The organism is Edaphovirga cremea, from assembly GCF_003332275.1.
Taxonomy (GTDB): domain Bacteria; phylum Pseudomonadota; class Gammaproteobacteria; order Enterobacterales; family Enterobacteriaceae; genus Edaphovirga; species Edaphovirga cremea.
In genome coordinates this window covers 179,021-205,160 of sequence record NZ_QOVA01000001.1, presented here as the reverse complement: position 1 = coordinate 205,160, position 26,140 = coordinate 179,021, and the positions used below count along the sequence as shown (strand labels likewise).

The 26,140-nt window shown below is 46.7% G+C and carries 21 protein-coding genes and 3 pseudogenes; 12 read left to right on the top strand and 12 right to left on the bottom strand.

Going from position 1 to position 26,140, the window contains the following annotated elements; all coding sequences use genetic code 11:
- Window positions 1–187: 187 nt before the first annotated feature.
- The 4 genes from DRI82_RS00935 to DRI82_RS00920 are packed head-to-tail and all read left to right on the top strand — an operon-like array spanning window position 188 to window position 4,906.
- On the top strand, window positions 188–2,566 hold the full coding sequence (locus tag DRI82_RS00935) for a DMSO/selenate family reductase complex A subunit (protein ID WP_114191632.1): 2,379 nt from the start codon (window positions 188–190) through the stop codon (window positions 2,564–2,566).
- Entirely contained in the window at window positions 2,563–3,183 is a 621-nt protein-coding gene (locus DRI82_RS00930; protein ID WP_114191631.1) for a DMSO/selenate family reductase complex B subunit, read from the top strand. Before DRI82_RS00935 ends, DRI82_RS00930 begins: the two co-directional genes overlap by 4 nt.
- Window positions 3,184–3,185: 2 nt before the next feature.
- The gene (locus DRI82_RS00925) at window positions 3,186–4,034 is read left to right on the top strand and encodes a dimethyl sulfoxide reductase anchor subunit family protein (RefSeq protein ID WP_114191630.1); all 849 of its coding nucleotides are present in this window, start codon (window positions 3,186–3,188) and stop codon (window positions 4,032–4,034) included.
- Window positions 4,034–4,906 (top strand): 4Fe-4S binding protein, encoded by an 873-nt coding sequence (locus tag DRI82_RS00920; RefSeq protein WP_114191629.1) that lies wholly within the window; start codon window positions 4,034–4,036, stop codon window positions 4,904–4,906. The genes DRI82_RS00925 and DRI82_RS00920 overlap by 1 nt, the downstream gene beginning before the upstream one ends.
- Before the next feature lie 866 nt (window positions 4,907–5,772).
- Here DRI82_RS00920 and DRI82_RS00915 read toward each other — a convergent pair.
- The 12 genes and pseudogenes from DRI82_RS00915 to DRI82_RS00860 form a co-directional block, all read right to left on the bottom strand.
- Complete coding sequence (locus tag DRI82_RS00915) at window positions 5,773–6,225, bottom strand: cyclophilin-like fold protein (protein ID WP_245956754.1); 453 nt, start codon at window positions 6,223–6,225, stop codon at window positions 5,773–5,775.
- Window positions 6,226–6,243: 18 nt separating this feature from the next.
- Window positions 6,244–6,545 (bottom strand): annotated as a pseudogene (locus tag DRI82_RS24185) (tyrosine-type recombinase/integrase); the annotation flags it as partial.
- Between the two features lie 179 nt (window positions 6,546–6,724).
- The gene (locus DRI82_RS00905; RefSeq protein ID WP_114191628.1) at window positions 6,725–7,558 is read right to left on the bottom strand and encodes a DUF4942 domain-containing protein; all 834 of its coding nucleotides are present in this window, start codon (window positions 7,556–7,558) and stop codon (window positions 6,725–6,727) included.
- Window positions 7,559–7,670: 112 nt separating this feature from the next.
- Window positions 7,671–7,991, bottom strand: a complete 321-nt coding sequence (locus tag DRI82_RS00900; protein WP_114191627.1) for a TA system toxin CbtA family protein — start codon at window positions 7,989–7,991, stop codon at window positions 7,671–7,673.
- Window positions 7,992–8,057: 66 nt separating this feature from the next.
- On the bottom strand, window positions 8,058–8,351 hold the full coding sequence (locus DRI82_RS00895; RefSeq protein ID WP_114191626.1) for a type IV toxin-antitoxin system YeeU family antitoxin: 294 nt from the start codon (window positions 8,349–8,351) through the stop codon (window positions 8,058–8,060).
- Between the two features lie 12 nt (window positions 8,352–8,363).
- The gene (radC, locus tag DRI82_RS00890) at window positions 8,364–8,834 is read right to left on the bottom strand and encodes a RadC family protein (RefSeq protein WP_114191625.1); all 471 of its coding nucleotides are present in this window, start codon (window positions 8,832–8,834) and stop codon (window positions 8,364–8,366) included.
- A gap of 70 nt (window positions 8,835–8,904) precedes the next feature.
- Complete coding sequence (locus tag DRI82_RS00885) at window positions 8,905–9,726, bottom strand: DUF932 domain-containing protein (RefSeq protein ID WP_114191624.1); 822 nt, start codon at window positions 9,724–9,726, stop codon at window positions 8,905–8,907.
- Between the two features lie 96 nt (window positions 9,727–9,822).
- A complete protein-coding gene (locus tag DRI82_RS00880) occupies window positions 9,823–10,281 on the bottom strand; it encodes a hypothetical protein (protein ID WP_281269743.1) in 459 nt (152 codons plus the stop codon).
- Between the two features lie 25 nt (window positions 10,282–10,306).
- Window positions 10,307–10,780 carry a hypothetical protein gene (locus DRI82_RS00875; RefSeq protein ID WP_114191623.1) on the bottom strand — a complete coding sequence of 158 codons (474 nt, stop codon included), beginning with the start codon at window positions 10,778–10,780 and terminating at the stop codon, window positions 10,307–10,309.
- Between the two features lie 20 nt (window positions 10,781–10,800).
- The gene (locus DRI82_RS00870; RefSeq protein WP_114191622.1) at window positions 10,801–11,490 is read right to left on the bottom strand and encodes a helix-turn-helix transcriptional regulator; all 690 of its coding nucleotides are present in this window, start codon (window positions 11,488–11,490) and stop codon (window positions 10,801–10,803) included.
- A 212-nt stretch (window positions 11,491–11,702) separates the two neighbouring features.
- Complete coding sequence (locus tag DRI82_RS00865; protein ID WP_114191621.1) at window positions 11,703–12,578, bottom strand: GTPase family protein; 876 nt, start codon at window positions 12,576–12,578, stop codon at window positions 11,703–11,705.
- A gap of 97 nt (window positions 12,579–12,675) precedes the next feature.
- Window positions 12,676–13,551 (bottom strand): hypothetical protein, encoded by an 876-nt coding sequence (locus tag DRI82_RS00860; protein ID WP_114191620.1) that lies wholly within the window; start codon window positions 13,549–13,551, stop codon window positions 12,676–12,678.
- A 617-nt stretch (window positions 13,552–14,168) separates the two neighbouring features.
- Here DRI82_RS00860 and DRI82_RS00855 point away from each other — a divergent pair.
- The 8 genes and pseudogenes from DRI82_RS00855 to DRI82_RS00815 all read left to right on the top strand — a co-directional run bounded on the left by DRI82_RS00855 (window position 14,169) and on the right by DRI82_RS00815 (window position 26,114).
- Window positions 14,169–14,747 carry a rolling circle replication-associated protein gene (locus DRI82_RS00855; protein ID WP_157967985.1) on the top strand — a complete coding sequence of 193 codons (579 nt, stop codon included), beginning with the start codon at window positions 14,169–14,171 and terminating at the stop codon, window positions 14,745–14,747.
- A 109-nt stretch (window positions 14,748–14,856) separates the two neighbouring features.
- Window positions 14,857–15,063: a helix-turn-helix transcriptional regulator gene (locus DRI82_RS00850; RefSeq protein WP_024484789.1), complete on the top strand. Its 207-nt coding sequence runs from the start codon at window positions 14,857–14,859 to the stop codon at window positions 15,061–15,063.
- A gap of 85 nt (window positions 15,064–15,148) precedes the next feature.
- Entirely contained in the window at window positions 15,149–15,724 is a 576-nt protein-coding gene (locus DRI82_RS00845; RefSeq protein WP_114191619.1) for a hypothetical protein, read from the top strand.
- 362 nt (window positions 15,725–16,086) lie between these two features.
- Window positions 16,087–16,278: pseudogene (locus tag DRI82_RS24180) on the top strand (ECs1377 family protein); the annotation flags it as partial.
- Between the two features lie 106 nt (window positions 16,279–16,384).
- Window positions 16,385–16,638 (top strand): annotated as a pseudogene (locus tag DRI82_RS00830) (DUF1294 domain-containing protein).
- Window positions 16,639–16,907: 269 nt separating this feature from the next.
- Window positions 16,908–20,540: an SIR2 family protein gene (locus DRI82_RS00825; RefSeq protein ID WP_245956744.1), complete on the top strand. Its 3,633-nt coding sequence runs from the start codon at window positions 16,908–16,910 to the stop codon at window positions 20,538–20,540.
- Between the two features lie 133 nt (window positions 20,541–20,673).
- Window positions 20,674–23,487, top strand: coding sequence for a hypothetical protein (locus tag DRI82_RS00820; protein WP_114191617.1), 2,814 nt, complete (start codon window positions 20,674–20,676; stop codon window positions 23,485–23,487).
- Window positions 23,484–26,114, top strand: coding sequence for an amidohydrolase family protein (locus DRI82_RS00815; RefSeq protein ID WP_114191616.1), 2,631 nt, complete (start codon window positions 23,484–23,486; stop codon window positions 26,112–26,114). The genes DRI82_RS00820 and DRI82_RS00815 overlap by 4 nt, the downstream gene beginning before the upstream one ends.
- The last annotated feature ends 26 nt before the right edge of the window (window positions 26,115–26,140 follow it).

Here is a 26,140-nt window from a genome sequence, read left to right as displayed (position 1 = left end):
ATGTTTGCTGAAAAGTGACGGCGCTCAAAGAAAAGATTTCTGTAACTCCATTTGCAAAAAAACATTCTCCTCGTCGAGTTCCAATAATGTTTTAAAATAACCAAAAAGAAGTAACTCTGATTGACTTTTCGCAACGAAAATAAGTTATCTCAAGATAGATAATGTGATTTCTTTTTGAGCAAATGTCATGACTGATAAAAACAATAGCGATTCTTCCCCAGGGATCACCCGCCGTAATTTCGTGAAGGTGAGCAGCGCTCTGGCTGCCGTTCCCGTGGTCGGCGTCAAGTTTGTTAATGCCGCCGATACACCAACAACAAGCGTCGAAACACGCCCTCCCGAAGAACGCATTATCTCCACCTGCAGCACTTTTGACTGTGGAGGGAAATGCGATATTCGTGCTCATGTGCAGGACGGTGTGGTCACCCGCATCACTACGCGACCGGATGCCGAGTTGGATCCTGATATGCCTATCATGCGGGCCTGTGTGCGTGGACGTGGCTATCGAAAATTCGTCTATCATCCCGATCGGCTGAAATATCCGATGAAACGCGTTGGCAAGCGTGGTGAGGGCAAATTTGTGCGTATTAGTTGGGATGAAGCCACGACGCTGATTGCCGACAATCTGAAAAGGATCACCGAAAAGTACGGGGCTGCTTCCCGGTTTGTCCACAACAATACCGCCGTAAGCGGCGGCGCGTTCTCCGGCGATAAAATGGCCCGTCGCCTGCTCAGCCTGACGGGCGGATACCTTGAGTATTATCACTCTGTCAGCATGGGTAACACCGGGGCAGCAACCCCTTATACCTACGGTAGCGCTGCCAGTGGCAACACACTGGATACCTTGAGCGACACCCCTTTGGTGATCCTGTGGGGCCATAACCCGACAGAAACCATCTTTGGTCACACCAATCACTATTATCAGCAGATGAAGCAGAACGGAACCCGCTTTATCGTGGTTGATCCCCGTTATTCCGATACCGCAAGCTCTCTCGCCGATCAGTGGATCCCATTACGCCCCTCCACAGACAATGCACTGATGGATGCAATGATGTACGTCATCATCAATGAAAATCTGCATGACAAGGCCTTTATTGACCGTTACACCTTGGGCTTTGATGAAAGCACCATGCCTGAAGGCGTACCAGAAAATGAGTCCCTGGTGGCGTACCTTATGGGAGCTAAAGACGGCATAAAGAAAACGCCTGAATGGGCAGAGGTGATCACCCATGTCCCGGCACAGACCATTCGGCAACTGGCGCGAGATTACGCCACGGCCAAACCAGCAGCACTGATTCAGGGCTGGGGACCACAACGACATAACTGCGGTGAGCGTACTGCCCGAGGATCAACCCTGCTGGCAACTATCACTGGCAACGTAGGTATCAAAGGCGGTTGGGCTGGCGGCTATGGGGGTATCGGTAACCGTAAATTCACCACGGGCCCAGAAATGCCAGACAATCCAGTGAAAGAAAAGATCTCGATCATGAACTGGGTGCAAGCATCTGATGATGCCAGCAAGATTACGCCAGAAGATGGCCTCACCGGTGGAGATAAACTGAACAGTAATATTCGCCTGGTATTTTCACTGGCCGGAAACTATTTGGCCAACCAGAACCCGGATATCCATCAAGCCGTTAAAGTACTGGAGGATGAGTCCAAAATAGAATTTATTGTGCAAAGCGATCTCTATCTGACACCCAGTGCAAAATATGCCGATGTTTTATTACCAGAAACCAGCTTTATGGAACGATGGAACATTGGTGAAACCTGGGGAACGGCCAACTATTTAATCCTGTCAGAAAAGCTCATCGAACCTCAATTCGAACGCCGGTCCGATTACGACTGGATACGTGAAGTTGCCCAGAAACTTGGCATCGAAAAAGAGTTCAGCCTCGGGCGCACAGAAAAAGAATGGATCGTACAGATCTGGGAGAACACGCGTCAGTCTATGCCAGACGAACATTTGCCGACCTTTGATGAATTGCTGGTCCAGCGCCGTCACCTGTTCAAGGGTAAGCCGCACATTGCTTTCGCTGATAATATTCGCGATCCGCAGAATCATCCGTTCCCAACCCCGTCAGGAAAAATCGAGATTTTCTCCAAGCGTCTCTATGATATGAAGCACCCTGAAATCCCTGCGTTATCTCACTACGTCCCTGCACATGAAGGGCCGGAAGACAAACTGACGGCAAAATATCCGCTGCAATTGATTACCTGGAAAGGCAAGAATCGCGCTAACTCCACCCAATACGCCAACCCGTGGTTACAGGAAGTTCAGACGCAGAAATTATGGATCAACCCGGCAGATGCCCGCAGCCGAGGTATTGCCCAGGGGGACAGTGTCCGAGTTCATAACGATCGCGGTGTTACGATGATCCCGGCAGAGGTTACTCAACGTATTATGCCAGGAGTCGTTGCGCTACAAGCGGGAGCCTGGTGGCAACCGGATGCAAATGGCGTTGACCATGCCGGTTGTGCCAACGTGCTGAGCTCTGCGCGGATCACTGCGCTGGCAAAAGGCAACTCTCACCAAACCATGCTTGTGGAGGTGGGTAAAGCATGAATAAATTTATTGATTATGCTCCGGTCAGCGATCGACAGCTTGGTTTCTATATTGACTCCTCCCGCTGCTCTGGCTGTAAAGCCTGTCAGGTTGCCTGCAAAGACAAGAATAACCTCGAAGTTGGCCGTCGATTCCGTCGTATTTATGAAGTTAAAGGCGGCGGTTTTATTCCTACCGGTCAAGGTGGGGTCTATAACAACGTTTATGCCTATACCTTGTCGATAGCCTGTAACCATTGCCAGGATCCGATTTGCACGGTGAACTGCCCAACCACGGCGATGCATAAACGCCCTGGCGATGGCATTGTGCGGGTGAATACGGACAAGTGTATTGGTTGTGGTTATTGTGCCTGGTCCTGCCCTTACGGCGCCCCTCAGCTCAATCAAGCCACTGGCCAGATGTCAAAGTGTGATTTTTGCGTCGACCTCCAGGCCGCCGGTGAACAACCCGTCTGCGTGACAACCTGCCCTTTGGGTGCCATCAAGTTTGGCCCTATTGACGAGCTCCGTGCGCAATATGGTGACACTAGTGATGTACAGGGTTTACCTGACTCCGCTATTACTCATCCTAATCTGGTCATCAAACCGCACCTGGGTGCTGAACCGGGGAGTAAATAATCATGCATGAATGGCCACTTGTTATTTTCACCCTGCTGGTTCAAGGTTCGGTTGGCATCACGTTGTTTATCACCTTTACCCTGGCTTATGCCAATGACAGTCTGGACACCAAAGAAAAATGCCGTTATGCGTTGCCCTTGATGCTGACTGCTTTTATCGCTGGTGCGCTGGGTTTAATGGCTTCTACCGCGCATTTGGGCTATCCGCTGAATGCGTTTCACGCCTTGAGGCACGTTGACAGTTCCTGGCTGAGCCGGGAAATCATTTTTGCCAGTCTTTATCTGGGGATCCTGGGGCTGGCTACATTGATTGCCCTGTTCACCAAGCGGGTCTGGACGATCTTGCTGCTGATTGCCTCGCTGTTGGGCATCATCGACATCTTCTGTATGAGCGCTGTCTATGTGCACTCATCGGTAGAGACATGGATGCATTTCAATACCTATTGGATGTTCTATGGTGCAGCATTGGGATTGGGCGCAATTGCCTGCCTGTGGTCACTCGCTACTCACCCTGTTCTCTCTTCTCAGCAGGTAAAACGGGTTGCTATAACCGCCGTAGCGCTGGTTATTGGCATTACGTTATGTCGCCTGGTGGAACAGCCTCTCTATATGGGTTATCTGGCCACCCTAGGAAATAACGATGTGGCTACCTTCCCTCACCAGCCGTTGAGCGCGTTTGAACAGTTGAGTAACCTTCGGTTGGCGTCGTGGTTGATATTGATTGCTGGCGTAGGCGCACTGACGCTGTGCGTACGGGGTCATCGCATCAACAAGCGATTGTTGGCGTTGGGAAGCGTATTGGTGGTGGTAGCTGAAGTATTATTGCGGCTCAGCTTCTTCAGTATCAATTAATGAGACTGTTTTCACTTGATACAAGGTCAGCCCTGGTCGGGGCTGGCCGTTCCTGTGTTCGCAACCGGGTGCAACAGGCAAACTGTCAGGCTTGTGTATTGGCGTGTCCGGTTGATGCGGTCACCGTTATCGATGGCAAGGTCCATTTCGATACCGAAACCTGCATTAATTGCGGTGCCTGCCAGTTTACCTGCCCAACCGGAGCGGTAGAGGAACTTACCCTTCCGCTACGCCATTATCGGGATGACGCTTTAGTCATGCCGTTAAGCATAACGGCCCCAAGCGTCGATGAACTTCTTATGTGGCATGCTGAATACCAGATCCGGGCTGTTGAGCTGGATATGACGCTCAGCCCGGCATGGGTCATCGCTATTGCTGCACTTAACATCAAGCTGAAACAGTTCAAACAGCCGCAGTGGCGGATCCTCCCTCCACCTGTCGCCGCTATCAATAAAGCCCGACGCCATTGGTTGCAGATCAACAACGACAAGGGCAACACCGGCAGCGTAACGCCAGGATGGCGAATACGCAGAACTCATTTTGCTGATGTGAGTGAATACCATCTCGTCCTGAATAATGCCCAATGTTTTTTATGTGGCGCTTGCGCCAGGATTTGCCCTGAGGATGCAATCCAATTGGCGGGGGAGTCTATGACGCTGAACCACTCCCGTTGTACCGGTTGTGGCAACTGTGAGGACGTCTGTTTTCCTCATGCCATAAAAGTAACGCAAAGCGATGAATGCAAAATGACCACGCTAGCCATCCACGAAGTCCCCTGTTCGACCTGCCATCGCCTTTTTTTTGCCTGGACAGAACAAAGCCAGGAATGCCCGATATGCCAACGGCACCGCTATGGTATGCGCGAAGCCTGAAGATTTTGTTTGAAAATTGTACTTGGCGTACGTTTCCGTACGATTGGGCTGTGCGCTGGGAAAAGCTGTACTTATCTTGCAGGTGAAAGTCCTGTCCCGGAAGGCGCAGCCAGCGCCACTGGGTATTAACCTATTAAGGAAACCCGGGGAGAAGCCCGCTTTTTCACCAGGCATTGAGAGTGTGCCTGGCGTATACCGCTTGACGTTCTGCTTGTTTGAACACAGTTATACTGATAATAAAAACATGTTCTTAAAAACAGTATTGACATGCTTTAAAAAAAACGTAAATTAGCGTTCAACAGCGGTGCACTTAGAGTTCGCTGTTTATATTGAGAGTTGTTAGAATGTGTTTTTAATAGGTTGTTCAGTTTTTTGCGACATAGGCCACGGAATATTTTTGTGCAGGGTAAGTGTAGTGAGTATAAATAAAGAACTCACTTTATTATGTTCCAAGGCCAAGTAGTCAGTATCGACAGTCGCAGGGTGTGTATGAAAGCGCGATGATGTAAGGCTATGATTTAGTTATTCTTGTTTGCGATAGGATTTTATTCGAATTAGTGAAAGAAATATCGCAACGAAAGTGAGGCCACGCATCAAAAAGTATATCGCGAGGGGAAATGTGCTTGTTTAAGAAGTCATACCTTTGAAGGTCTACAAGGTCAATAGGTTATTTAAACTGGTAAATATAGGGGAGGTTTTAGTTAGTATTCAGTACCCAATATTATCTGTGATAAACGTGTGCATTTAAGGTAGTACCATTAGCTGTAAAAAATTATTAAGTTCATTAATGTCAAATCTGAAGTTCGTAGTACCATAAAAGCCCTGACTGCAACGGTCAGGGCTTTTATCGTTTTAGGGTCAGGTATCTATTTTGATGTCTGGTTAGAAAATGCGACCCGCACGTTCTGCTTACCTAGTGTTTCTGTCAGGTTCTCCGGTGAGTCAACCCGACCAACCAGGGTGTATCGGTAAGATGACTTAAACGTTGTATAGAACAGCACCAGTGTTTGATTGCCATACAGCATAAGGTCACCCGCGTGAAGGGTGATGGGTTGTATTGCGTCGGTAGGCAATGGGTGAGGAAGCTCGGCGTATTTTTCATTACCGTTCAGTTCCATCATCTCCAGCGTCACGGGTAACTGTGCGGCAAACGCCTGAGAAGTGGGATTATCATAGAGCGTGATGTCATAGCGTTGTCCCTTGATTTTCATCTGAATTTTCATGCCGTGCTCCGTCTGAGGCTGTGGGTTGGCGTAAGCGGGTTCAGCCTGGCTGATAAAAGAACATCCCATTACAGCGCTGATAGTCAGAGCAAACATAACGCACCTGTATTGACTTTTCATACGTTCGACAGGAACTTCCCAAATACCACGCTCAAGGTCGAATTCTTCCCACTCGGAAGCACGGAGCTCAATAGTCCGAACCCCTGTCAGAAGCAAAATTCGGGTTGCAAGCCGAGTAATCGGGCTGCCACTGTATTTAGCCAGTGCGTTCAGGAATTCAGGTAATTCGTTGGCCAAGAGATGAGTTTGCCAATGTGGGGAAAAAAATCGTTCTCAAACCCTTCCATCAGGTCTTCAGCGTATCCCTTCGACCAGTTAGGACGCTTGTATTCGTGCCACTCTAACGCTATGGCTTTGATTTAGACACGCATAAATCAGCTAATTCACTGAATTTCAGGCATAAAAAAAGACGTCAGTTCCCTACAGGATTCGAATACGTCAGTTATGCATTTGTTTAATATGTATAAAATCGTGTTCGATAAAATTTGTACCAACATTTATACCAACAGATAAATTTGTTAGAAAATACAGCCTATTATCGCTGGGCTAGCATGCCCGGATAATGCTTGGCAATGATATCATTCATTCTCTCAGTCAGCTCAGGTCGCTTGAATGTCAGATGAGCGGTTCCCTTCTGAAAGTAACGAATGCTGAAAAACTCATCTTCGTAAACGTCCTTAGCCGGATTATCACGAATATACTCCATCAATCGGTTAGAGATATCACCCCGGTTGTCAGGAATAGGTTTTCCATCCAGCAGAAACAGCATTCGCTCCAGGTCCGCTAGCTGATCCCGACGCCAGCCCCAGTTCAGACTAAATCCCCAGCGGTTATGCGTAACAAGATTGTTGATGATAACCTTCTTACCAAAGCTGCAGGGACTATTGGTTTTGTAATCCCACGACAGGCCTTTGAAGACGTTAATGATGCCACGTTCGAAGACGTCCATTTTGTTCAGATGTAGCTGCTCAAAGGTACTGAGGATATTCGCCTCGCTGATTGCAGGAAGATCGCCCTCCTCCAGGTTCTTATGCCACTGATCGCGAGCCCGAGCATCCATCAAGGCCATCATGCCAGACTTCAACATCAAGTCACGCCAGATACTGCGATCTATATTGCGGGTGACGGCAGGCATCGCTTTATCAGTCTTCTCAGTCAGCCAGCTATCGTAGCGGTGCCCGGATTTCATCGCCCAGTCTTGCGCTGTACCACCACTGATTTCAGAGGTTAGCTGTGAAATGGCATCAAGCTGCTCAATGAGTTGTTCAATCTGTTTAAGTGCGGAATCGCGACCAGTGACTACACGTCCGATACTGGTCGAAAGGATGAGTTCATTGTGTTCCGTCAACACGTCGAGTTCTGTTTGCATCGTAATCGTCCATAAAAGCAAACACGCCTGCCGGGAGTGGCAGGCGCATTATGCGATGAATAAAAAGGGTGGGAAGTTCAGAGGTAAAAATCAGGAACGAAGCTCGAAGAATTTAAGTATTGATCAATCCGGTAGCTCGTCTGGCTCTGAGAATATCGGTCGCGGTCAGGAATGGCGTCTGCTCCTGCCAACTGAAACCCTTACGATCAGTGCGCACCAGTTCATAGCGCTCCACCAGAAAATTCACTGCATCGGCAAGCGTGATCCCCGCCTCGATATGTTCCTGGATGGCCGTATCATCATGGAATGGTGTGTCGTTGAGTGTGAGGCCGTAATGGTGCTCCAGCAGATACGTTAACAGTTGCTGCCAGACCTGTACGGGCGACAGGCGTGACAAAACCGGCACCGAGGCCGGTACAGATGAAATTTGCATGAGTTGAGTCCTGATAAAAGAAGAAGAGAGAAGGTGTTACTGGGTTGGATAAATAGAAATGTAAACCTAGCCGCAGCTACCACGGGTATCAGCGATGCAGGTTAAACTCGCAAGCTGAATGGTCACCTGATGTTGCGGACGTGGATTTAGCTCGCCGGAGCGCAGCAAATTTTCCAGTTGTTCTATAAACAGCGGGAAAGCCTGATCCAGTTTCTGTAATTGCTCCGGGCTGAAGCTCCCCGTCAACCCAGCCCTGTCAGCCAGGTAATGCAGCCGGTTACCTTCCTGAACCAATCTTGCGCCAAATCGTGGGATGATATCGCTTTGTAACCCCCATTCATGGAGTGGTGTTAATGGCATGAAAACCTCCGTTTAAAGCAAACCCTGCTCAGCAAAAGAAACCACTTCATTCCCAACCACAAGATGATCCAGCACTCGCACTTCGACCAGTGCCAACGCTTTTACGATCCGCTGAGTAACATGTTTGTCCTGCTGGCTGATTTCTGTCGTACCTGACGGATGGTTGTGCGCCAGAATTACTGCAGCGGCGTTGTGGCGCAGAGCCGCTTTCACCAGCTCACGGGGATGTACTTCGGTATGGCTGATGGAGCCCGTAAACAACGCTTCGTGCTCAAGCAGGCAATGCTGGTTATCAAGATACATTACGAGAAATACCTCCCGCTCCTCGCGAGCCAGTTGTAGCTGCACCCAGCTTTTAGCAAAACTGGTGGCGGTAAACTGTTTACCCGGCTGGCGCTGATATTTCTCCAGCAAGCGCAGGGCTCGCCGGATAACACGTTGCTCATTTGCAGGAAATGCCGTGGATAAATGAAGTGTAGACATATCAGTTCCTTAAAACACAAATCCCCACCGGTTTATCGACAGAGCTTGAAGGGAGTGAGGGTAAAAAGATTCATGAAGCAAACTGCAGCATATTCTCGGCCATAATCCAAAGGGCGCGGTTAAGCTTCACATCACCGTCGATACCTTTTACAGCACGGGTGTGGGCACGTTTGCCTTTGGTCGTTCGCCCTGACAGCCCGCCTTTAATCAGGTTTTCCTGAATACGCTGGTAAGTGGTCCACAGGTCATTGTTTTCGTCCTGCCAGCGGCGCGGGGAAAGGATCTGCGATTCCGTCACCGGCTGATGCTCTTCGCCAAAGCGGTAGGTTAATGCTGCTTTTGCCATTGCCAGTTGGGCCGGTGGCGGTAACAGCAGCGACTGCATGGCATCGCGTTTCTCTTCCACTCGGTCAAATATCCCCAGTACTTCGTAAGCCCCTTCAATGACTTTCTCCACCACATTGCCTTTATGCGGTACGCGCACTTCACCAAAACTCTCACCGCAAATCAGTCCATTTTGGCAAACCGATCTAAATAGCCCCGGCAGCATCTGGTATGAGCTGGAGCCGTCATGGCTGTTAAGCAGAATAATTTCTGGCACCTGCTTGCCGGTGATTTGGCCTTCGCGGCGCAGGCGCAGCATGTGTTTGGTGTGTTCACGCTTGCTCTGGTCCCGCACACGGGTCTGACAGGCAAAGAACGGCTGGAAGCCTTCACGCTGCAGGTTATCGAGCAGGGTAATGGTCGGGATGTAGGTATATCGGTCGCTGCGAGATTCATGCTTTTCTTCACTAAAGACACTCGGTACGTAATGCGCCAGTTCATCACGGGTTAGTGGGCGGTCGCGGCGTACAAGATTGACCGCACCAAAGCGGCTGGCTAATCGGGTCATGGTTAGTTCCTTATTCAGAGATTAAAAACGAAAAGGCCATGCTTCCCGAAGGAGGCATGGCCCGTAAAATGTTGGTATGGTTACTGATAAAGAAAGTTAACCAGCGATATTCCTGCAACCGCTAAGGTCATCCAGCTCTTTTTTCGTATTCTTAATGCCGGGAGTAAAACTCCCTACTTTTTTATCATTAACATAAACATCGAACGTTGCGGCGTGACCAAGCGCGTCAATAAACTGAATCCAAGCGTTATCTCCATTTCGCCAGCCTAGTGAGGAGGGTAACGGAAACTGTTGGTCATCGGTCACAACCGTTATTGCTGTTTTGTCATCGCGTGAATCCACGCGAGTACCGTTAGGCAGGTCGATGAGTACATTATGCTGTAAGGTATTCTGTTCATCTGGATTCATGGTGCAGTTAAGATTAAAAACGACATTTTCCGAGCTGGTGATCAGGTATTCTGTTACGCCCTGACCGAAGCCACTGCTCCACATATTTGGAACTGCAGAAGCTGCCAATGGAAATAATAATGCAATTAACACCGATGTCTTTTTCACATTCAGTCCTTGCTTGAAAGATAATTTATTTAGAATCTGGCCATTTATAACGAAATACTTCCTTTCCTTTATACAGCCCCACCATGTCCTCAAATTGAGGTCTTTTACTGTTAGGGCGAAAGGTCACCTTCATGTTAGGGCTGCACATATCTTTGGCTGTCACCTTAAATTTGGCATCAGGAGTAATGGTATAACCCGTTGCAATGTAATCAGTCGCACTATCTTTGTCACCAGGGTTGATCCATCCCCAAACCCCAGCTTCGCAATTTTTTAAAGGGGCAGAACGTATCAGAATAAACCCGCCTGACGCATCAATTTCAGTAGCTTTACACATTTTTCTCACCTGATGGTAAGCATCACACCAAAACCTGTTGCCAACTTTATTGTTTACTGCAGCAGGTAATATACCTTTATAAGTACTGGATGCCTCCGCAAAGTCTGATGCAATTAACCCAACGGAGATTCCAGATATTAATAACAATAACTTTGTTTTTTTCACTTCATTATCCTTTTATTTGACTAAAGAGTTTTAGTACTAAAGGTAGATATAACGTCGTCGATACATTGAAAATGAGGTAAGGCTTGAAGAAAATCCGGGTGAGAGAGGATGTCGCGCACCGCTATATCCGGAACGAAGCTGCCGTTGTGGAGCGTGACCGCCCGAATATCGGTCAGGGGAAAAACGGCAATCCGGGCCTGATGCTCACCCGTCAGATACCATTCTCCCTCACGCAGAACCAAGCGATAGGGAGCAAGGTCTGTGCAGCGACAACCGCTTCCCAGTAGCGTGACCTTCCGGTGTTCCGATACCGCGCTCACCAGTCGCGTGAACACGCCCGAGTCTGGGGATGACACTTGGGCCACTCCCTGCCAGATAAGGCAGGGAGACTCACCAGGACCGCTCAACAGTGAAGCGACCAAATGGTTATCCATATCAGGAAACAGCGCTTCAACCCCCGACTGACGAGCAAACGTCATCACCGCCAGTTCTCTCTGTCGGCCCCCGGACAGCAAGCGACACTGACCTTTGCGATACTCCAGATCCAGATACATCAGACGTTCCCGAAAGTCCCGGCGCAGGGTACGAACCGACACACCAAATTCAGTTGCCAGCGTTCGCAAATCCAGCGTTTCACCCGCCACCAGGCGGCTGATAATTAACGACAGCCTGACGGCAAGCCGGTCATGACGGCGTTCAGCCTGAGTCATGAGACAGGTTCTCCAGTGAGATAATTAGCTGAAAATAAAACGGTTATTTTAACGATGAGGTGGGACAGGGAATGGACACAAGAAGACGTATTTTTTACTGTTGCCGACATCAGCCATGACGGGGCTTAAAGAGAAAGTGGACCAAATCCGGCAGCTTACAAGACGTCAGAACGGACAGGGTATGTCCCGAAGATAATGGCAGGCAAGCTAGGTCAGAAGAAAATCCAGTCCCAAACGGCACGAGCAACGGATACCACGGCATCGCGGACTGTGCGAATGACCGCTTTGAGTGGCGTGGGAATAAATGATGCCGCTTCCGCAGAATCAAACACTTCCCCCACCGCATCGCCAAAGCTTTCACGTGCCTGCTTTTTTACCGGTTCACTGCATAACCTCCCGTGCAGTTGCGTCGCCAGAGGGCTGGTGGCACGGTCAGGCAGGCAACGCATCATGATTTCGACCATTGACGGTAGATTCCATTCTGTCCTGGCTGAGATGGCGCACACCGGATGGTACGGTGAAAATAACTGACGAATGGAGTTCAGCCTAGCCTCGATATTAGCCGACTGATTCGGTGAAGGCGTATTGCGAGTGGCGTTCCATTCATAGCAGGGTTCGATTTTGTCAGCCTGGTTAACGACAAACAGTATTCGCTGTTGGTAGCCCGTCATCACTCGCCGGTAGAAGCGTTCATCCACAGAAAAAGCGCGTTCATCGGCTTTGATAACCCACAGAATGAGATCCAGCTTAGGGAGAGTGTTGCGATACAGAGATTCATATTCGCTATCCCACTGCTCACTCTCGCCTACACCGGGTAGGTCTACCAGTATCAGGCTATGGTCAGCGCTGTTCAGACGGAATCGAAGCACATCACGAGTGCAGGCGTTGACATCACTGACGGGCGTGACCTCGTTCTGGAACAAAGCGTTACATAGGCTGCTCTTCCCCACTCCAGTTTTCCCCATAATGCCTATCACGGGTTCATAGCGAGTGAGCTTTTGAATATGGTCGAGAATATGTTTGCCAATGGCATGGGGGAGTGACGCCAGCGGCTTTTCGATGGCCTGCAGACCTTCTGATTTTTTCATGAAACAACCTCAGACAGAAAAACAAAACCCTCGAGCCAGAATGGCTTCGGGGGTGATTCACTGAGATAATATCTGTCTGAAATTGTTTTAAATGTTATCACTGCTTTGATCTTTTATTTTTGTATGCAGCCATAATTGCATGTTCAACCACTTTATCGCTCGATATACACTCATCTAAAGCTAATGCTCTTAACATACGGTGAATATCTTCAGAGATGTGGACATTGAGCGGTTTAAGTTTTTTGGTTATTTTGTTTTTTATCCGGTTTTTTTGTGTTGACCATGCACTTTTGAACTTGAGATTAAACAAACTTACTGTATCGGGTGATTCAGAGTTTTTCTTTTTCCATTTGAAATAAACAATATAACACCACGCAATAATTTCGTCATTAGACTCACCACAAATATACTCATCTAAAGAAGAAATGTTATTCTGTAGATATCTTTTCAACCAAGAAGAAACATTTTTATCCAGAGAAAGAAAATCACTAAAAATATCGTCCTTCTCAATTAACCTAGCCCATTCCACTCCTTTATTTTTTATATATTCCGCAGGCGTTCTATTTAACGGCCATGCATGTATTACTTTCCTGATATTTTGTACCCTAACAGGGTGATTAGGTTGTAATGAATCAGGGGACAAAGGCTCAAGAATACTCAACCCTAACTTCATTCCGTGAGATTCAGAAAATAGTTCGCACGCCAACCATAAGCTTGCACGAATATCATTTACAAACCACCCTTGATCAACTTCAGAAGGGATGGAGATTTCATGAAATCTCTCCACAATGGCGAAATAATTTTCTATTTCCTGTTCTTCATGACCAAGAGATAGGCAATGTTTTCTGATTCTATCTTGATAGTAGCGATAATTTTTATCTCCTGTATGCGGTGGGCAGTGAATGCCCTCTTGTAATAGTGCATTTTCCAGAAACTTTATCATCTCTTCATCATTGCGTACTACCCGAACCATTTCAGCTTCCTTTTTATTGCTGTAATCACTTAGTGATTAACAGTGATTTCATGTTTAATTTGGATAGTTTTACAGGCACTTACAGTGTATTTCAAGTAAATAAATAACAAACAAATTCATTTTTAGGATACGCAATCACAGGGTTTAACTGTATCTCATGGCGTCTGGTGAGTAGCGTTCTTGTAAGTAAAAGTAATGCAGGAAAGTATTACCACCTAAGGGATGTATGTCTGCTTAGAATGATGCCCAGAAAAATATATGAGCAGGATGAGAAATGTGTTTACAATTGTGTATCGAAATGATGTTAAGACTAAGGGAACTCTATGGCACAAAGTTCTGGTAAACACCATATTAGCTTGTGACTCGACCATCAATTCGCATGGCGCCTCTCAACCATAATTTTGCATGGTGTTCAATTATCATCCCAGTAGCGGGATATGCAGTAATTTGCAATGACAAGGAATTAAGGTTAATTAATATTATTAAATGGAGTTAATAGGGCGTTTTTATTACATAAATAGAGCAATAATGAAAAATATACAGAACATGATAATAGACTTAACTGAGTGAAAATTACAGAACCACCTCTTCCTTTGAATCACTACTGAGGAAGTAAAATGAAAAGACCATATAACGCCAACCCAAAGTATGAAATGGATGGTCTATTGCTGACTGATATCAATACGCATATGGAGGCGATGTTCCAACGCTTTGCAAAATTACTACCTTTCAGGATCGACTTTGCGTATAAAAAGAATTCAGCAAGCTTTGGTCATGCCTGCAAACATTCAATGTATAACGAAGTCCAGATGTTGATTAAAGAGATCGCGTATTCCCTTCCCGTCGTGGGTTATTACTGGGTGATAGAGTACACGAAGAGAAAAGGACTGCACGTCCATTTTGTTTGCTATCTAAATGGGCAGTTTCAGAACTGTCATTATCCTATATCCCGAGCGATGGGGAATATTTGGAAACAAGTAACAGATAATGATGGATATCATCACCTTTGCGTCCCTAAAGATATTTACGAAGTCAAAATTGGCAAGGTTATCCGACATTTTGATACGAACGAGATCGATGATTTGCGCTATGTCATTAGCTATCTGGCTAAATGTGAGCAAAAGGAAAATGGCATCATCGCGGGTAAAAGCGTGATACCGGTAAAAAGCAACCGAGGTAGACCACGCATACGCTGAACAACCTTCACTGACTTTTTACAGATTCACCGGTTGGTATGTCGGAGCTGGCATGAGTAATCATCAACCACGACTCCGGCTAACCCAAATGCTACCGGAGAACTCAATCATGACCATCAAACCTTCCTTATTTGAAGACCAATTTGTCGATATGGCTTTCATTACCCGTCTGTTAGGCGTCAGCAATAAGTGGATATACCGGCTCATCAAAGATGGTGTCTTTCCGAAACCCATCAAGCTGGGGCGCAGTTCCCGCTGGCTACAAAGCGAAATAGAGTCCTGGTTGCAGGAGCGTATCAGCCAGTCTCGTCAGTAATCACCTTTCTGAAAACCATCAGCGTCATCTCCCCAAAGCGCAGTATGACGCTAGTTTGAACACAGCACATACGGATAATTCCCCCATGCAAGATACAATCGCTCGCTACGATTTTTTACTCAAAACTTACCAAAGCTGGCTTACTGACTTGACCAAACTGACTGTCAGGCATGGAATATGCCATCAGAATATTTATCCCAGCCATTACCTTACGCTATCCACACTTTACTTCCCAGATACCGGCCCTGTACCTGGGATCGTGCCACAGTGCCTGTACCGAATGATCTATAACAAAACCAAACCAGAGCCGTTGAGTATTCAAAATGATTTACGTCTTAGCCTGGAGACTGACGGGCAGCTACTTTTTACTCACGGGGGCCTAGAAGGCGTATTGCTTAGCGAATGCGTCAGACTCAAACAACGCTCACTTGCCAATAAACTGATAAGCCTGCTTCAGCAGTTCAACAACGTGGAGTATCGCCATAAGCTTGTTTGGCTTTTCTGGTATGACCGTATGCTCGGAGCGCCTCTTGATGACTGGCTGGAGAACCTTAAAAAAATGAATGATGGAGAGTTCTGCTTTTGGCTGTTACAGCGTCAGGAAGAAAACGCAGAGTTAACCCATTTGATGGATGAATATGTGAACTTTACGTACTACTGATTGACGCATAAAGCCTTTCCACGAGGCGTTATGCCGAGATTCCATTTGTTGCATCTTACCGCCCTTCTACAGCAATACTTCTATAGCAATACAGATAGTTATGCCACTACATTCAGCAATTCCCCCGTAATCCTTGTATGTTTAAAGTGATATCAGGTGTTTCTCCTGATGCTGCAGCACGTCCGTTATCTGAGGAGGCCGCTCTGGTGTGAGGGCATGCTTTACATGGAAATGCTTGCAGCGGTACGTTACAACCCGCGCTACTAGATCCGCCACCGCCGCTACCAGATCCACTGACACCATTCCCTGAAGAGGGATAGGAAGGAGCCGAATATGAAGAGTACGAGCGATAGCCTCCGTAACGGCTAGCGCTGGAAGCAGGGCTCTAGGTCAATGCACTTGACGGTCTTTTTTGGCTTAGCGTTCAGAGTATCGCTGCCGATATATCGGTGCTGAGAAAAACGGGGATGGCGATAGCAACGTCTGAGGTTGAGGTATTTGATACTCTGACGGGGACGACAAGGCACATTTCGGCGTACAGGCTGAAGTCGTAGGTATGCAACCAACAATATGAATTTTAAATATTTCAGTTATCTATTGCTGATATCAGCAGTTGGTGGCAGCGCATGTTTATCCCACACGTTTATGATGTAGTTTTTAATCGTCAATTTGCTGGAGATAACATTCTACGGTGTAGACAAACGAGCCGCATATAAAGCCAGGCGCATAGTACTGAATTTATCTTGCTACTATTTGGTGTTGCTATTGACTGGTTTGGGGCAATTTGGGGCCAGCAGCTCTTTCGGCATAAAACGCACAAATAGCCTTTTAAAACCTACTTCGCCATCAGTGTGATATTGAATCTGGTGGTAGTGGTTGCTGTTCGTTGGTTGATTTTGAGACATACCACTTGAATTACAAAGAATTATTGATATTCACTGTTTTCATCACATTGCTGCGAGTAGTAAAGTCTAAACATAAATTAGCGCTTTGATAAGTTGAGCTCATGAGATTCCATCCCGAAGGACCTGCCATACCGGACATCCTCTTAGAACGCTGTGATACAGGTCGAGTTGTATTTCTATGTGGCGCCGGGGTTTCGTTACCTTCAGGAATGCCAACCTTTGTAGACCTCACTCAATACGTAATTGAATACTTTGACCCACCACACGACTCAGAAATCATGGCTGCATTTCGCCCGTGGCTTCACGACCAATCTTCAGCAAATGTCCCTCTTGACCAAATTTTCAACCTTCTTCACCTTGAATACGGCAAGGATGAGGTCAATGCTCTGGTCACAAAGCGTCTAAGCGCTTCCCGTACTGACAGAGAGATTGGACGTGAGCATGCCCTGATTAAAAGAATTTCCTCAAATCAAAGTGGAGTTCCACAGATTGTCACGACGAACTTTGACCGATTGTTCGAAGTTGACCAAGGGCAAGATAACCTGACCCGATATGTGCCTCCTGCTTTCCCAGATCTGAATTTCGGTTCGAAAATTGAGGGAATTACGTATCTTCATGGTCGTCTGGTCGATGAAAACTCTGTAAGCCATCCTTATGTACTGAGCAGTGCAGACTTTGGACGAGCTTACCTTTCTGAAGGATGGGCGACCAACTTTATCAAGCTTCTTCTGGAACGATACATCGTTGTTTTGGTCGGTTACCAGGCAGAAGACCCACCAGTTAAATACCTCCTTCAGGGTCTCAATCATGATGGCCAGTACGATCGTTCCAGACTTTATGCATTTGATTGTGGGCTTGCTGAGGAGATCGAAGCCAAATGGCGTGACAGAGGAGTCACTGCCGTAGCCTATTCCGATCATCCGGTACTCTGGGAGAGTATGGAAGCATGGGCAGAGCGAGCAGATGATCCGCGTCGCTGGCGATCTTTTGTGATCGCTAAAAGCCAGCAAGACCCTAAAATTCTGGCACCGTATGAACGTGGTCAAGTTGCTCATGTACTTCGCACAGCACAAGGTGCGAGATTGTTCTGTGAAGCTATTCCACGGCCTCACCCAGAATGGGTTTGTGTGATGGATGCGAATATTCGATCAGCCAAACAGAAGAAAAGATATAGCGAATTTGTTGGCACTGATGCAGAGACTTTCGATCCACAAGAAGCTTATGGACTCGATGACGATCTGCAAGATATCTCTGACGATGAACGCAAACGTAGAGTCAGTAACGATAATCTCCTTGAATGGCGTGACGAAGACGATAATCCACCAGATTATCATCGATTGGCTGGGGGTTTTGAGGCAATACCGAAAAGGCTTGGTCATCTGATAACTTGGTTCAGTGAGTCGCTTGATAGCCCGGTAATGGCCTGGTGGGCCATTCGAAAAAATGGGCTTCATCCGCTACTGCTGAAAAAGCTCGAGTGGCCATTAGAGCATTCAGGAGCTCTCCACAAGCGTGCTCGTCATCTGTGGGGTTTAATCCTCGAACATCATAAAGACCCCCGTAATCGTAGATATGACGTCGACTGGTATGACTTAAAAGCTCGAATTAATACCCAGGGCTGGACTGCAGGTGTACTACGAGAGTTTCGTAGGGTCATGACACCACGGTTGGAAATGAAATCGCCATATGGCTTGGGAGAATTCAGACCGCCAAGTGGCTCATGGAAGGAGATCCAACTCAGCGAATTAGGTCAATTCGAAGTTGTGTTCACTGATAGACATGACGACGATTTAGACATACCTGACAATGTATTGCTGCGGGTATTTAGTGCCCTGGAAGAGCAATTACTCACGGCATCAGGATTGCTGGAGGATATTGAGACTTTCTACTTCCCAAGCCCAAGCTGTTATCCAGTGCGTGCAGTGGAAGGAGAAGAACACTTCGCGAAAGGTGCTGATGTACTGACATGGTTTGTCCCACTTTTTGATCGGGTAGCTGGGAAGTGGCCTGAATTGGCTAATGCACATGTAACAACATGGCCAGTAACGGAGCCATTTTTCTTCCGAAAACTTAGACTTTATGCTTTCAGTAAAACAAGCGTCTTTGGGGCTGATCGTGTTGCCGAAGAAGTTTTGTCTTTGGAGCAAAATGGATTCTGGGACACAAATGTTACTCGAGAACTTCTTTTTTTGCTGACAGATCGATGGGAAGAATTCTCGCAAGACAATCAGAATCGAATTATCGATCGCATTCTGACTGGTCCCTACCAATTGCCTTATTTATCTGAGGAAGAACTCCCGAAAGAAAGAGAGGTATTAGCTGCTAAATACGCTCGCTATCTTGAACTACACGGTTGTGAACTGACCACTATTCATAGTGATCGACTCACTGCGATAATTAAAAGAATTCCTGACTGGAATGATGGCTGGGCCACATCTGTTGTCATCAGTTGGGGTTCCCGGTCGGGCTGGGTTCGTACAGACGAAAAACCAGATGTAATCTTAGATCTTCCTGCAAACGAGATAATCCCAAAAGTAAAAGAGGTGCTTAAACGAGAGGATGACAGCTTTACTAGCAGGCAACCCTTTGTCGGACTGATAAAAGAAAATCCACGTAAGGCATTGTCTGCGCTTACTATTGTAGGGAAAAGCGGTGATTATCCTAAGGAATTTTGGTCGCCAATGATAAGTGAGCTACCTGCAGATCTTAAACCAAGGTTGAGACGAGTATTCCTGAACCGAATTGCGCGGCTACCAGTTACAGCTTTAGTCGAACTACGACATACATTAAGTAGTTGGCTTGAACAAAATTTAGTTGCGACTCTTAAATTTGATGATGGTCTCGGCTGGGCAGTTTACGATCATGTCATAGAAGGCATACTGAGTGGTGGGGCTAATGCCACGCAAAGCGGTTTCGGAGAAATCATCCGGAATGGAGAGGTTGTGATACAGTCCCGACGCACATTCAGCCATGCAATCAATGGTCCAGTTGGTAAGTGTACTCGAGCACTTTTTCAAGCAATACCAGGAGAAGAAGCTGAAGCTGGTTCGCTTATTCCGTGTTCTATTAAGCCTCGTATTGAACGTCTCTTTACAGCTCCTGGAGAAGGTGCAGACCACGCTATAGCTATAACGGCTAGCAATCTAAACTGGCTAATGCTTGTTGATCCTAGTTGGACAAAGGAACGGTTGATACCGATTTTGGATTTTAAGCACACGGCTGCAGAACCAGCATGGAATGGTTATCTTCATAGTGATGCTATGCCTTCAATTGCAGTAGCTGAGCTTATCAAGCCTTGTTTTCTTAACCTTATACCTTGGATCAAAAATCTTTCTTGGGAGAAAGATTTTTCAGTTCGAGCCTCACAATGGCTTGGTTTAATGAGAATGTTCCATCCTGATGAACCTTCCAGCCCTTCTGGAAATGAAATGCGTTCCATTTTGCGATCAATATCTGACGAGGTGAGAAATCGTTTTATTTCCTGGTTGGGACTGGTTGGGCAGAAAAACGAGAGCGGCTGGGCTAATTACGTGATTCCATTAATCAGAGAGGATTGGCCCAAAGAACGCCAATATAGGACAACAGGTTCGGTGAAGGCGTGGATTGGTCTACTTGACGATACTGACGATAACTTTCCGGTGGTCTATGATGCAGTAAAAATACTCTTGGTGCCAATAGAGACATTTGATCACCAGTTCTACCGTTTCACTCGAGAGTTTGGTGGTAAAAAGCCAATTACCATGCTTTTTCCATCAGCGACTCTTGATCTAATGGATAGAATAACCCCACAGAGGCTCACCCGACCTCCAGATGAGTTACAAAAGATACTTGGCTTAATTGAAGAGGCTGAACCAAGCCTACTCAAGGATTCGCGGTACTTACGGCTTATTGAGCTTGTTGAGAAAAATTAGGGGAAGGGTATTAAAAACAGTGCACAGCATTAGGGTGTGTGTGCGAATAAACCTATTGTAGTCACATGGCTTTGGCTTTTAAGTCTTTCTATTATAAACGATAAAATTTAATAACTCTATTAAGGGCGAGGAAATGCGCATTATTGATCTGAATGTTAATGGGGCTGAACGTTTCGATAATATCGATAGAGTACTGCAGAGCGAGGCTTTCAAACAGCTTGACTCTATAATTCGGGCTCAGATAAATGGTCTTGAAAATCCAAGCTTCAAACCACCAACTGGCGAAGAACTAAGCTATTCTCGTCCACACAATAGTATCCTGATAGAAGGTGGCCGTGGTAGTGGCAAGACTACATTTCTTCTAAACGCGTTGCACTATCTTCACGATCAATCACGAGGTTCCTCTCTGTACTGGTTCGACGGAATGTCGTCTAAATTGCAAGTTTTACCGCCCATAGATCCTACTCTTATTGAAACTAAAGAACATATTATAATCGTTATCATCTCGTTAATTGATGCTGCGCTTGATGATGTCAAAAATAATCCTGATGTAGACCGTACAGCAGTAAACGAATCACGTAGAAAGATGGCTGAGGGGCTCGGGCTGCTTGACGGTATTGGAAAATCCAAGCCGTATGGAGATGAATGGGAGGATCCTGAGTGGATTATGAGTCGAGGTCTTCGGAAGGCGCGTAACGGGAAATCATTTGAGATCAAGTTTCAGATGTACATTTACGAAGCCCTAAAAATATTAGATAAGAAAGCATTTGTTCTGGCATTCGACGATGTGGACACAAATTTTCAGCATGGGCGTACGATTCTCGAAACAATACGGAAATATCTGACATCGCCGCAACTTGTTTTGTTAATTTCCGGAGACCTCGAACTCTATGGGCGGCTGGTCAGGCGGAATATCTATGACACTTTCGGTAAGAACATCATGGATTATGATCCGGAGGTCATTGGCAAGGAAAAAACAGGCATCTCCTCTGCGGTGCAGGAGCTAGAGGAGCAATATCTTCTGAAGGTTGTACCCCCACAGAACCGGATTTCTATGATGCCATTGGGAGAGATCATTCAGGTTGACCCTTCCAATGAGATAATGGTTGTTCCGTTCGGCATGTCAGAGCAAATACCACTACGAGAGTGGGCGAGCCAAAATATACGTCGGCAATTACTTGAGTTACATTTCTTGCAAGGGGAACGCTCTCCTTATCATCCCTTCTTAGAGCTTATCTCCCGAGAACATTTGCGGTTGGTGATTGGATACCTTCGTGCAATTGGAAATCAAGATCCCGTGCTTGCTCGTCGAGGAGTCTTTTCTGTCTTCGAAACTCGGCTCCGTCTTTCCGGTGTAGATTCATTACAATTAGCGCATACAACTCATAATAGTGCCCTATTACTTTTGTTTCGTTGGCTTGTAAAACAGGATAAACCAACATCACTGGCTCGCTTAGGAGTACCCAGTGATGCTGACAAAGCAATCATACTTCACTGCTTTGCATTGGCCATATCTAAAGAGCTAAAAGGTTCACCAGCTAAGTGCCTGAGAACTTTACTTACTTTAAATTTTCCAATTTCAATGATGCAGCGCACCATATACGCGAAGCTGGAGGTGCGCAAAGCGATTCTTGAGTTCATCTGGGATGATGCAAGTCCGAACCTTATTGAAGTAGCAGGTCGCATCGGCTCTATCGCTCGTCTCGACACTAACGAACGTTCGAACAGCATTGGCTATTTAGAGGCCAGTTGTTTTGGTTCGGTTGGCACGAAAAGAAAAGAGGATCGAGCGGAAATCCTGCAAAGAATGTTCGAAGTACCGAAGAGTAAAAAATCGAGCGATGTCGGGACAGTAAGTGAATTGCAAAATGCAATGGGAGAAGGAGCTGATGAGTTATCTGCTAAGGCTTGGATTACAACATTATCGAGTAATACCCAAATAGCTGGAATGGCTGCACAGAAAGGGGTCATCTGGTTCCCTATTGATGATCTTGCAGGTCGCTGTGGTGAATTCAAGGCAGTACTCGACTTAGTTACATACGAAAGGTATAGCAGCCGTGGTGAACGATTTAGATCTGTCTCAGCTATTTCGCTCTTGGCGGCAATTTCAACAATACTAGACGATGAAGAGAATCGCAGCCTAAACGAGTTGGTGCTAACTTCGATAATTCCAGCATTCCTCCCGAATACTGATGATATTCCAACTTTAGGCCAGTCCGAGATGGAGGGGGATGATTCGTCCTCCAGTATTAATGACACTGAAGGCGCTGAATCGCTTGAAACCGAAGCTCAATCCAACTTTCCGGCCTTTGAAGAGCGAATGAAAGCTTGGAAACGTTTTTCCTTACAATTCTCTGGTGGTACTGAGCAGTCTCACGCGAAAACTGCAGAAGTCTCTGCATCTGAGCTAGCTCGTATTGCTGAACGCATGCATGATCAGCTGGTTTCATTAGATGAGGAAGTGAGCCTCATATGGAAGACTGGGCATATTCTACATCGCCAAATTACAAATATTTTACATGCCCTGCTTGTTAGTACGTCAGGCAGTCTTGGTCGGATGGACTCGCCGAAGTCGTCGGATCGTCCATTGGTAGAAGCACTGAGGCGTGCCTCAGCAAACAAGGCCACATCTTTCCATCCTATCGCCGCGATTGTCCTTTCATGTCCCTTAGTCTGGGCTTTCCTGAACCCGAAAGAGGCATATAAAGCAAGCGGTACTAACACTGACATACTGCGTAATGAGGTGGAAACGGCACTAAATGTATTCCAAGAAAATTATGGTACAGAGGAAGCTTGTTTCGATCCTGCATGGCTAAGTCCACCAGAGATATCTGTTGCTGTTGGTCGCTTAAATATTGCTAATCTACGTTCTGTTAAGCAAGAAGGCTTCTTTGATCTACTTAATGTCGTTCCTCGGTATTATCCTAAGTCTGGTTCTGCCAAATGATTGGGGATACTACAGAAGATAGATTTCAGATTCGTGCACAGGTGGCGCTTGTAAAAGCGATTACCTCCAATCTTGATCTGCTTTCTCATCTCGAAATAGGATTGACAGATAGTTCGGCGGACCTACACCTTAAGATGCTCTATGGTAATTCTGAAGGTCGATCCTCAATCGTAAACACCTATGCCACCGGTCGGTTTCTGCAGTTTCGTAAATTGTTCCCCTCTCTGACTGATGAAGCGCTTGAACATAAGATTGCTTGGAGTTTGACTGGTGCAAACCAACAACTATCGGAGCAAGAAAGGAAAAACCTGGATGATCCTTCACGTTGTCTTGTGCTTTTACTTACTCGCCTTGCGGGGACTTTTCTATGCGAGGCAAATGATGGCTCGTTGCGCGTAAAGTCGCGCTTTCTAGACGAATGGCAGGACCTTATTCTCGTCATTCCGCCAATGCTAGTTTCTGCTGCCTGGATAGCTGCCCAGCCGAACATACAGAGGAAAACTGTCTCGGAACGCAGAAATTTTCAACGGAAAGTTCAGAACTGGTTTTGCGACAGCACGTTGCCTGTAGACGATGATCCACTGCTCGACCAACTCTGTAGAGTAGAGGGATTAGATGAAACTCATATGCATCTCAACGGAACCACAGAGGCTGAGAAAATCTGGATAGATGCTCTTAGAAAAACGTCTAAGGTGGTAGGAGCAATCAGCGGAGTTATCAAGCGCGAAGATGGGATTCATGCTGCGATTGGAAACGGTGTCAACCGACTCTTGCGTCAGGAAGAGTCCACACTAACACCAAAACTCCTGAAAGAGAGGGTTGAGAAAGCCGTTGTACTAAAGTCCTTCTTGCTTGAGGCCTGTAGCCAAACTGGAGTTCATATTGTTCCAAAGGATCTTAGCCTGGAAGAACGATATGCTGTCGCTGTCCGAAGCAGACCTGCGGAGAAAGGGTTATCAGTGATTACTTCCGAAGCGCTGCAATTGGTTGATATCATTACTAATCTTAGCGACAGTCATGGTGGTGGTATTCAAGGAATTGCTTTCCTCTGGTACACACTTATCCGTGCCCAATTCTGTAGGCTTTTGGTTCAGCAGGTCGGCCAAACGGGCTTTGATCAATTCCAGTACATCACCTTCAACGAGTTGAGAGAAACAACCGAGAAGGACTTTGCTGAACGTTTCCGACAGATCGATCGTGGAACTCAGCAACCGGTGGACTTTCTAGAGGGCCGTTTTGCACCTAAGACTACGCCAGATGGAAATGCATACAGACTAATGCAGATCCTGCGAGGTTATCTCAAGTTCTTAGATGAAGAACCGAGCGGTAAATCGCGTGGTGAGCTCGCAAGGATATTTTCCAATCCGAATATACCTCATTCTTCTCTTTCAGAAATATTGCACTTAGTGCGCTCACTCGAAGATGGGAAGTTCGAAAATGGTAGAGAGGTAGTGCCACGAAGCTTGCGCCGACTTCGCCTCGGGCTTGTTGTGCACTTTATCAAGCGAACTGACCTATCAGAACGCGAACGTTTCAAAAATGGTGGATATCTTGCGCCAGTGTGCAGGGATAGCAAGGCTCGGCGGGAAGCTGACCAAGCCGCTCGAGCGTTAGTGTCCCTGATGAATAAAACAACTGGACTTTGCGAGATAATCCGAGGGGTCGATGCAGCCAGCAACGAACGGCATGCTGGTCCAGAAGTCTTTGCCCAAGTATTTAGAAGGATGCGACGTGCGGGTATCAAACGTTTTACTTATCACGTTGGCGAAGATTTTGTGCATATTGCTTCAGGTCTTCGGGCGATCAACGAGGCAGTTCGGTTCCTTGAATTATCGGCAGGCTGTCGCATTGGCCATGGTACTGCTGCGGGGCTGATTCCTGCAAAATGGTGGTCATCCGTCGGAGGAGCGGTGATTCAGACGCTTGAGGACAGGCTCGATGATTTAGTTTTTGCTTGGGGGGCTTTGGTACAAAGAGGCATTTTGCTCGACAGACTACCTCGGCTCGATTTAGAGATAAGGCGATTGTCGATGCAAATTTGGCAAGATCCTTTGCTGACACCAGAGCTTCTTTTAAGAGCTTGGCATATGCGACACATTGATCCTATTGTTCGCAATTATGGAAGTCATGATGTTGACCGGGACCGTGATTGCGAAATAAAAATGTACGAGGACTGCAAGCTTCGAGAGCCTGATGCTCTCATGCAGTTTCTTCGTCGTCATGGTGTTGCTGTGTCCAGAGACGCCCTATTGAGGAGTGGGAAGCCTATCTTGATTACACGTGAGACTGATATTTTAGATCTTGAGGTCTTGGAAGCTCTTCAATCGGTAACTCTTGGGTTATTACAAGAACGGCGTGTTGCTATCGAGACCCTACCTAGTAGTAATGTGCGGATCAGTATTCATCAATCCTACAATGAACATCATGCTGTCGGTTGGTTAGGGTATGGGCGAAGCTTTGGCCCAACCTCTGTTGTTATCGGGTCAGATGACCCTGGTATTTTTGCAACAAGTCTAAGAGGGGAATACGCGCACTTGCTTCGCGCTTTAGAGGCCAATGGAGCGGGCCATGAGACAATGGAGATCCTTGAACGCATTAACAAAACATCTAAACGCTTCCGCTTCTAACTCTTGGAGCGTTGCAATGATTAAAT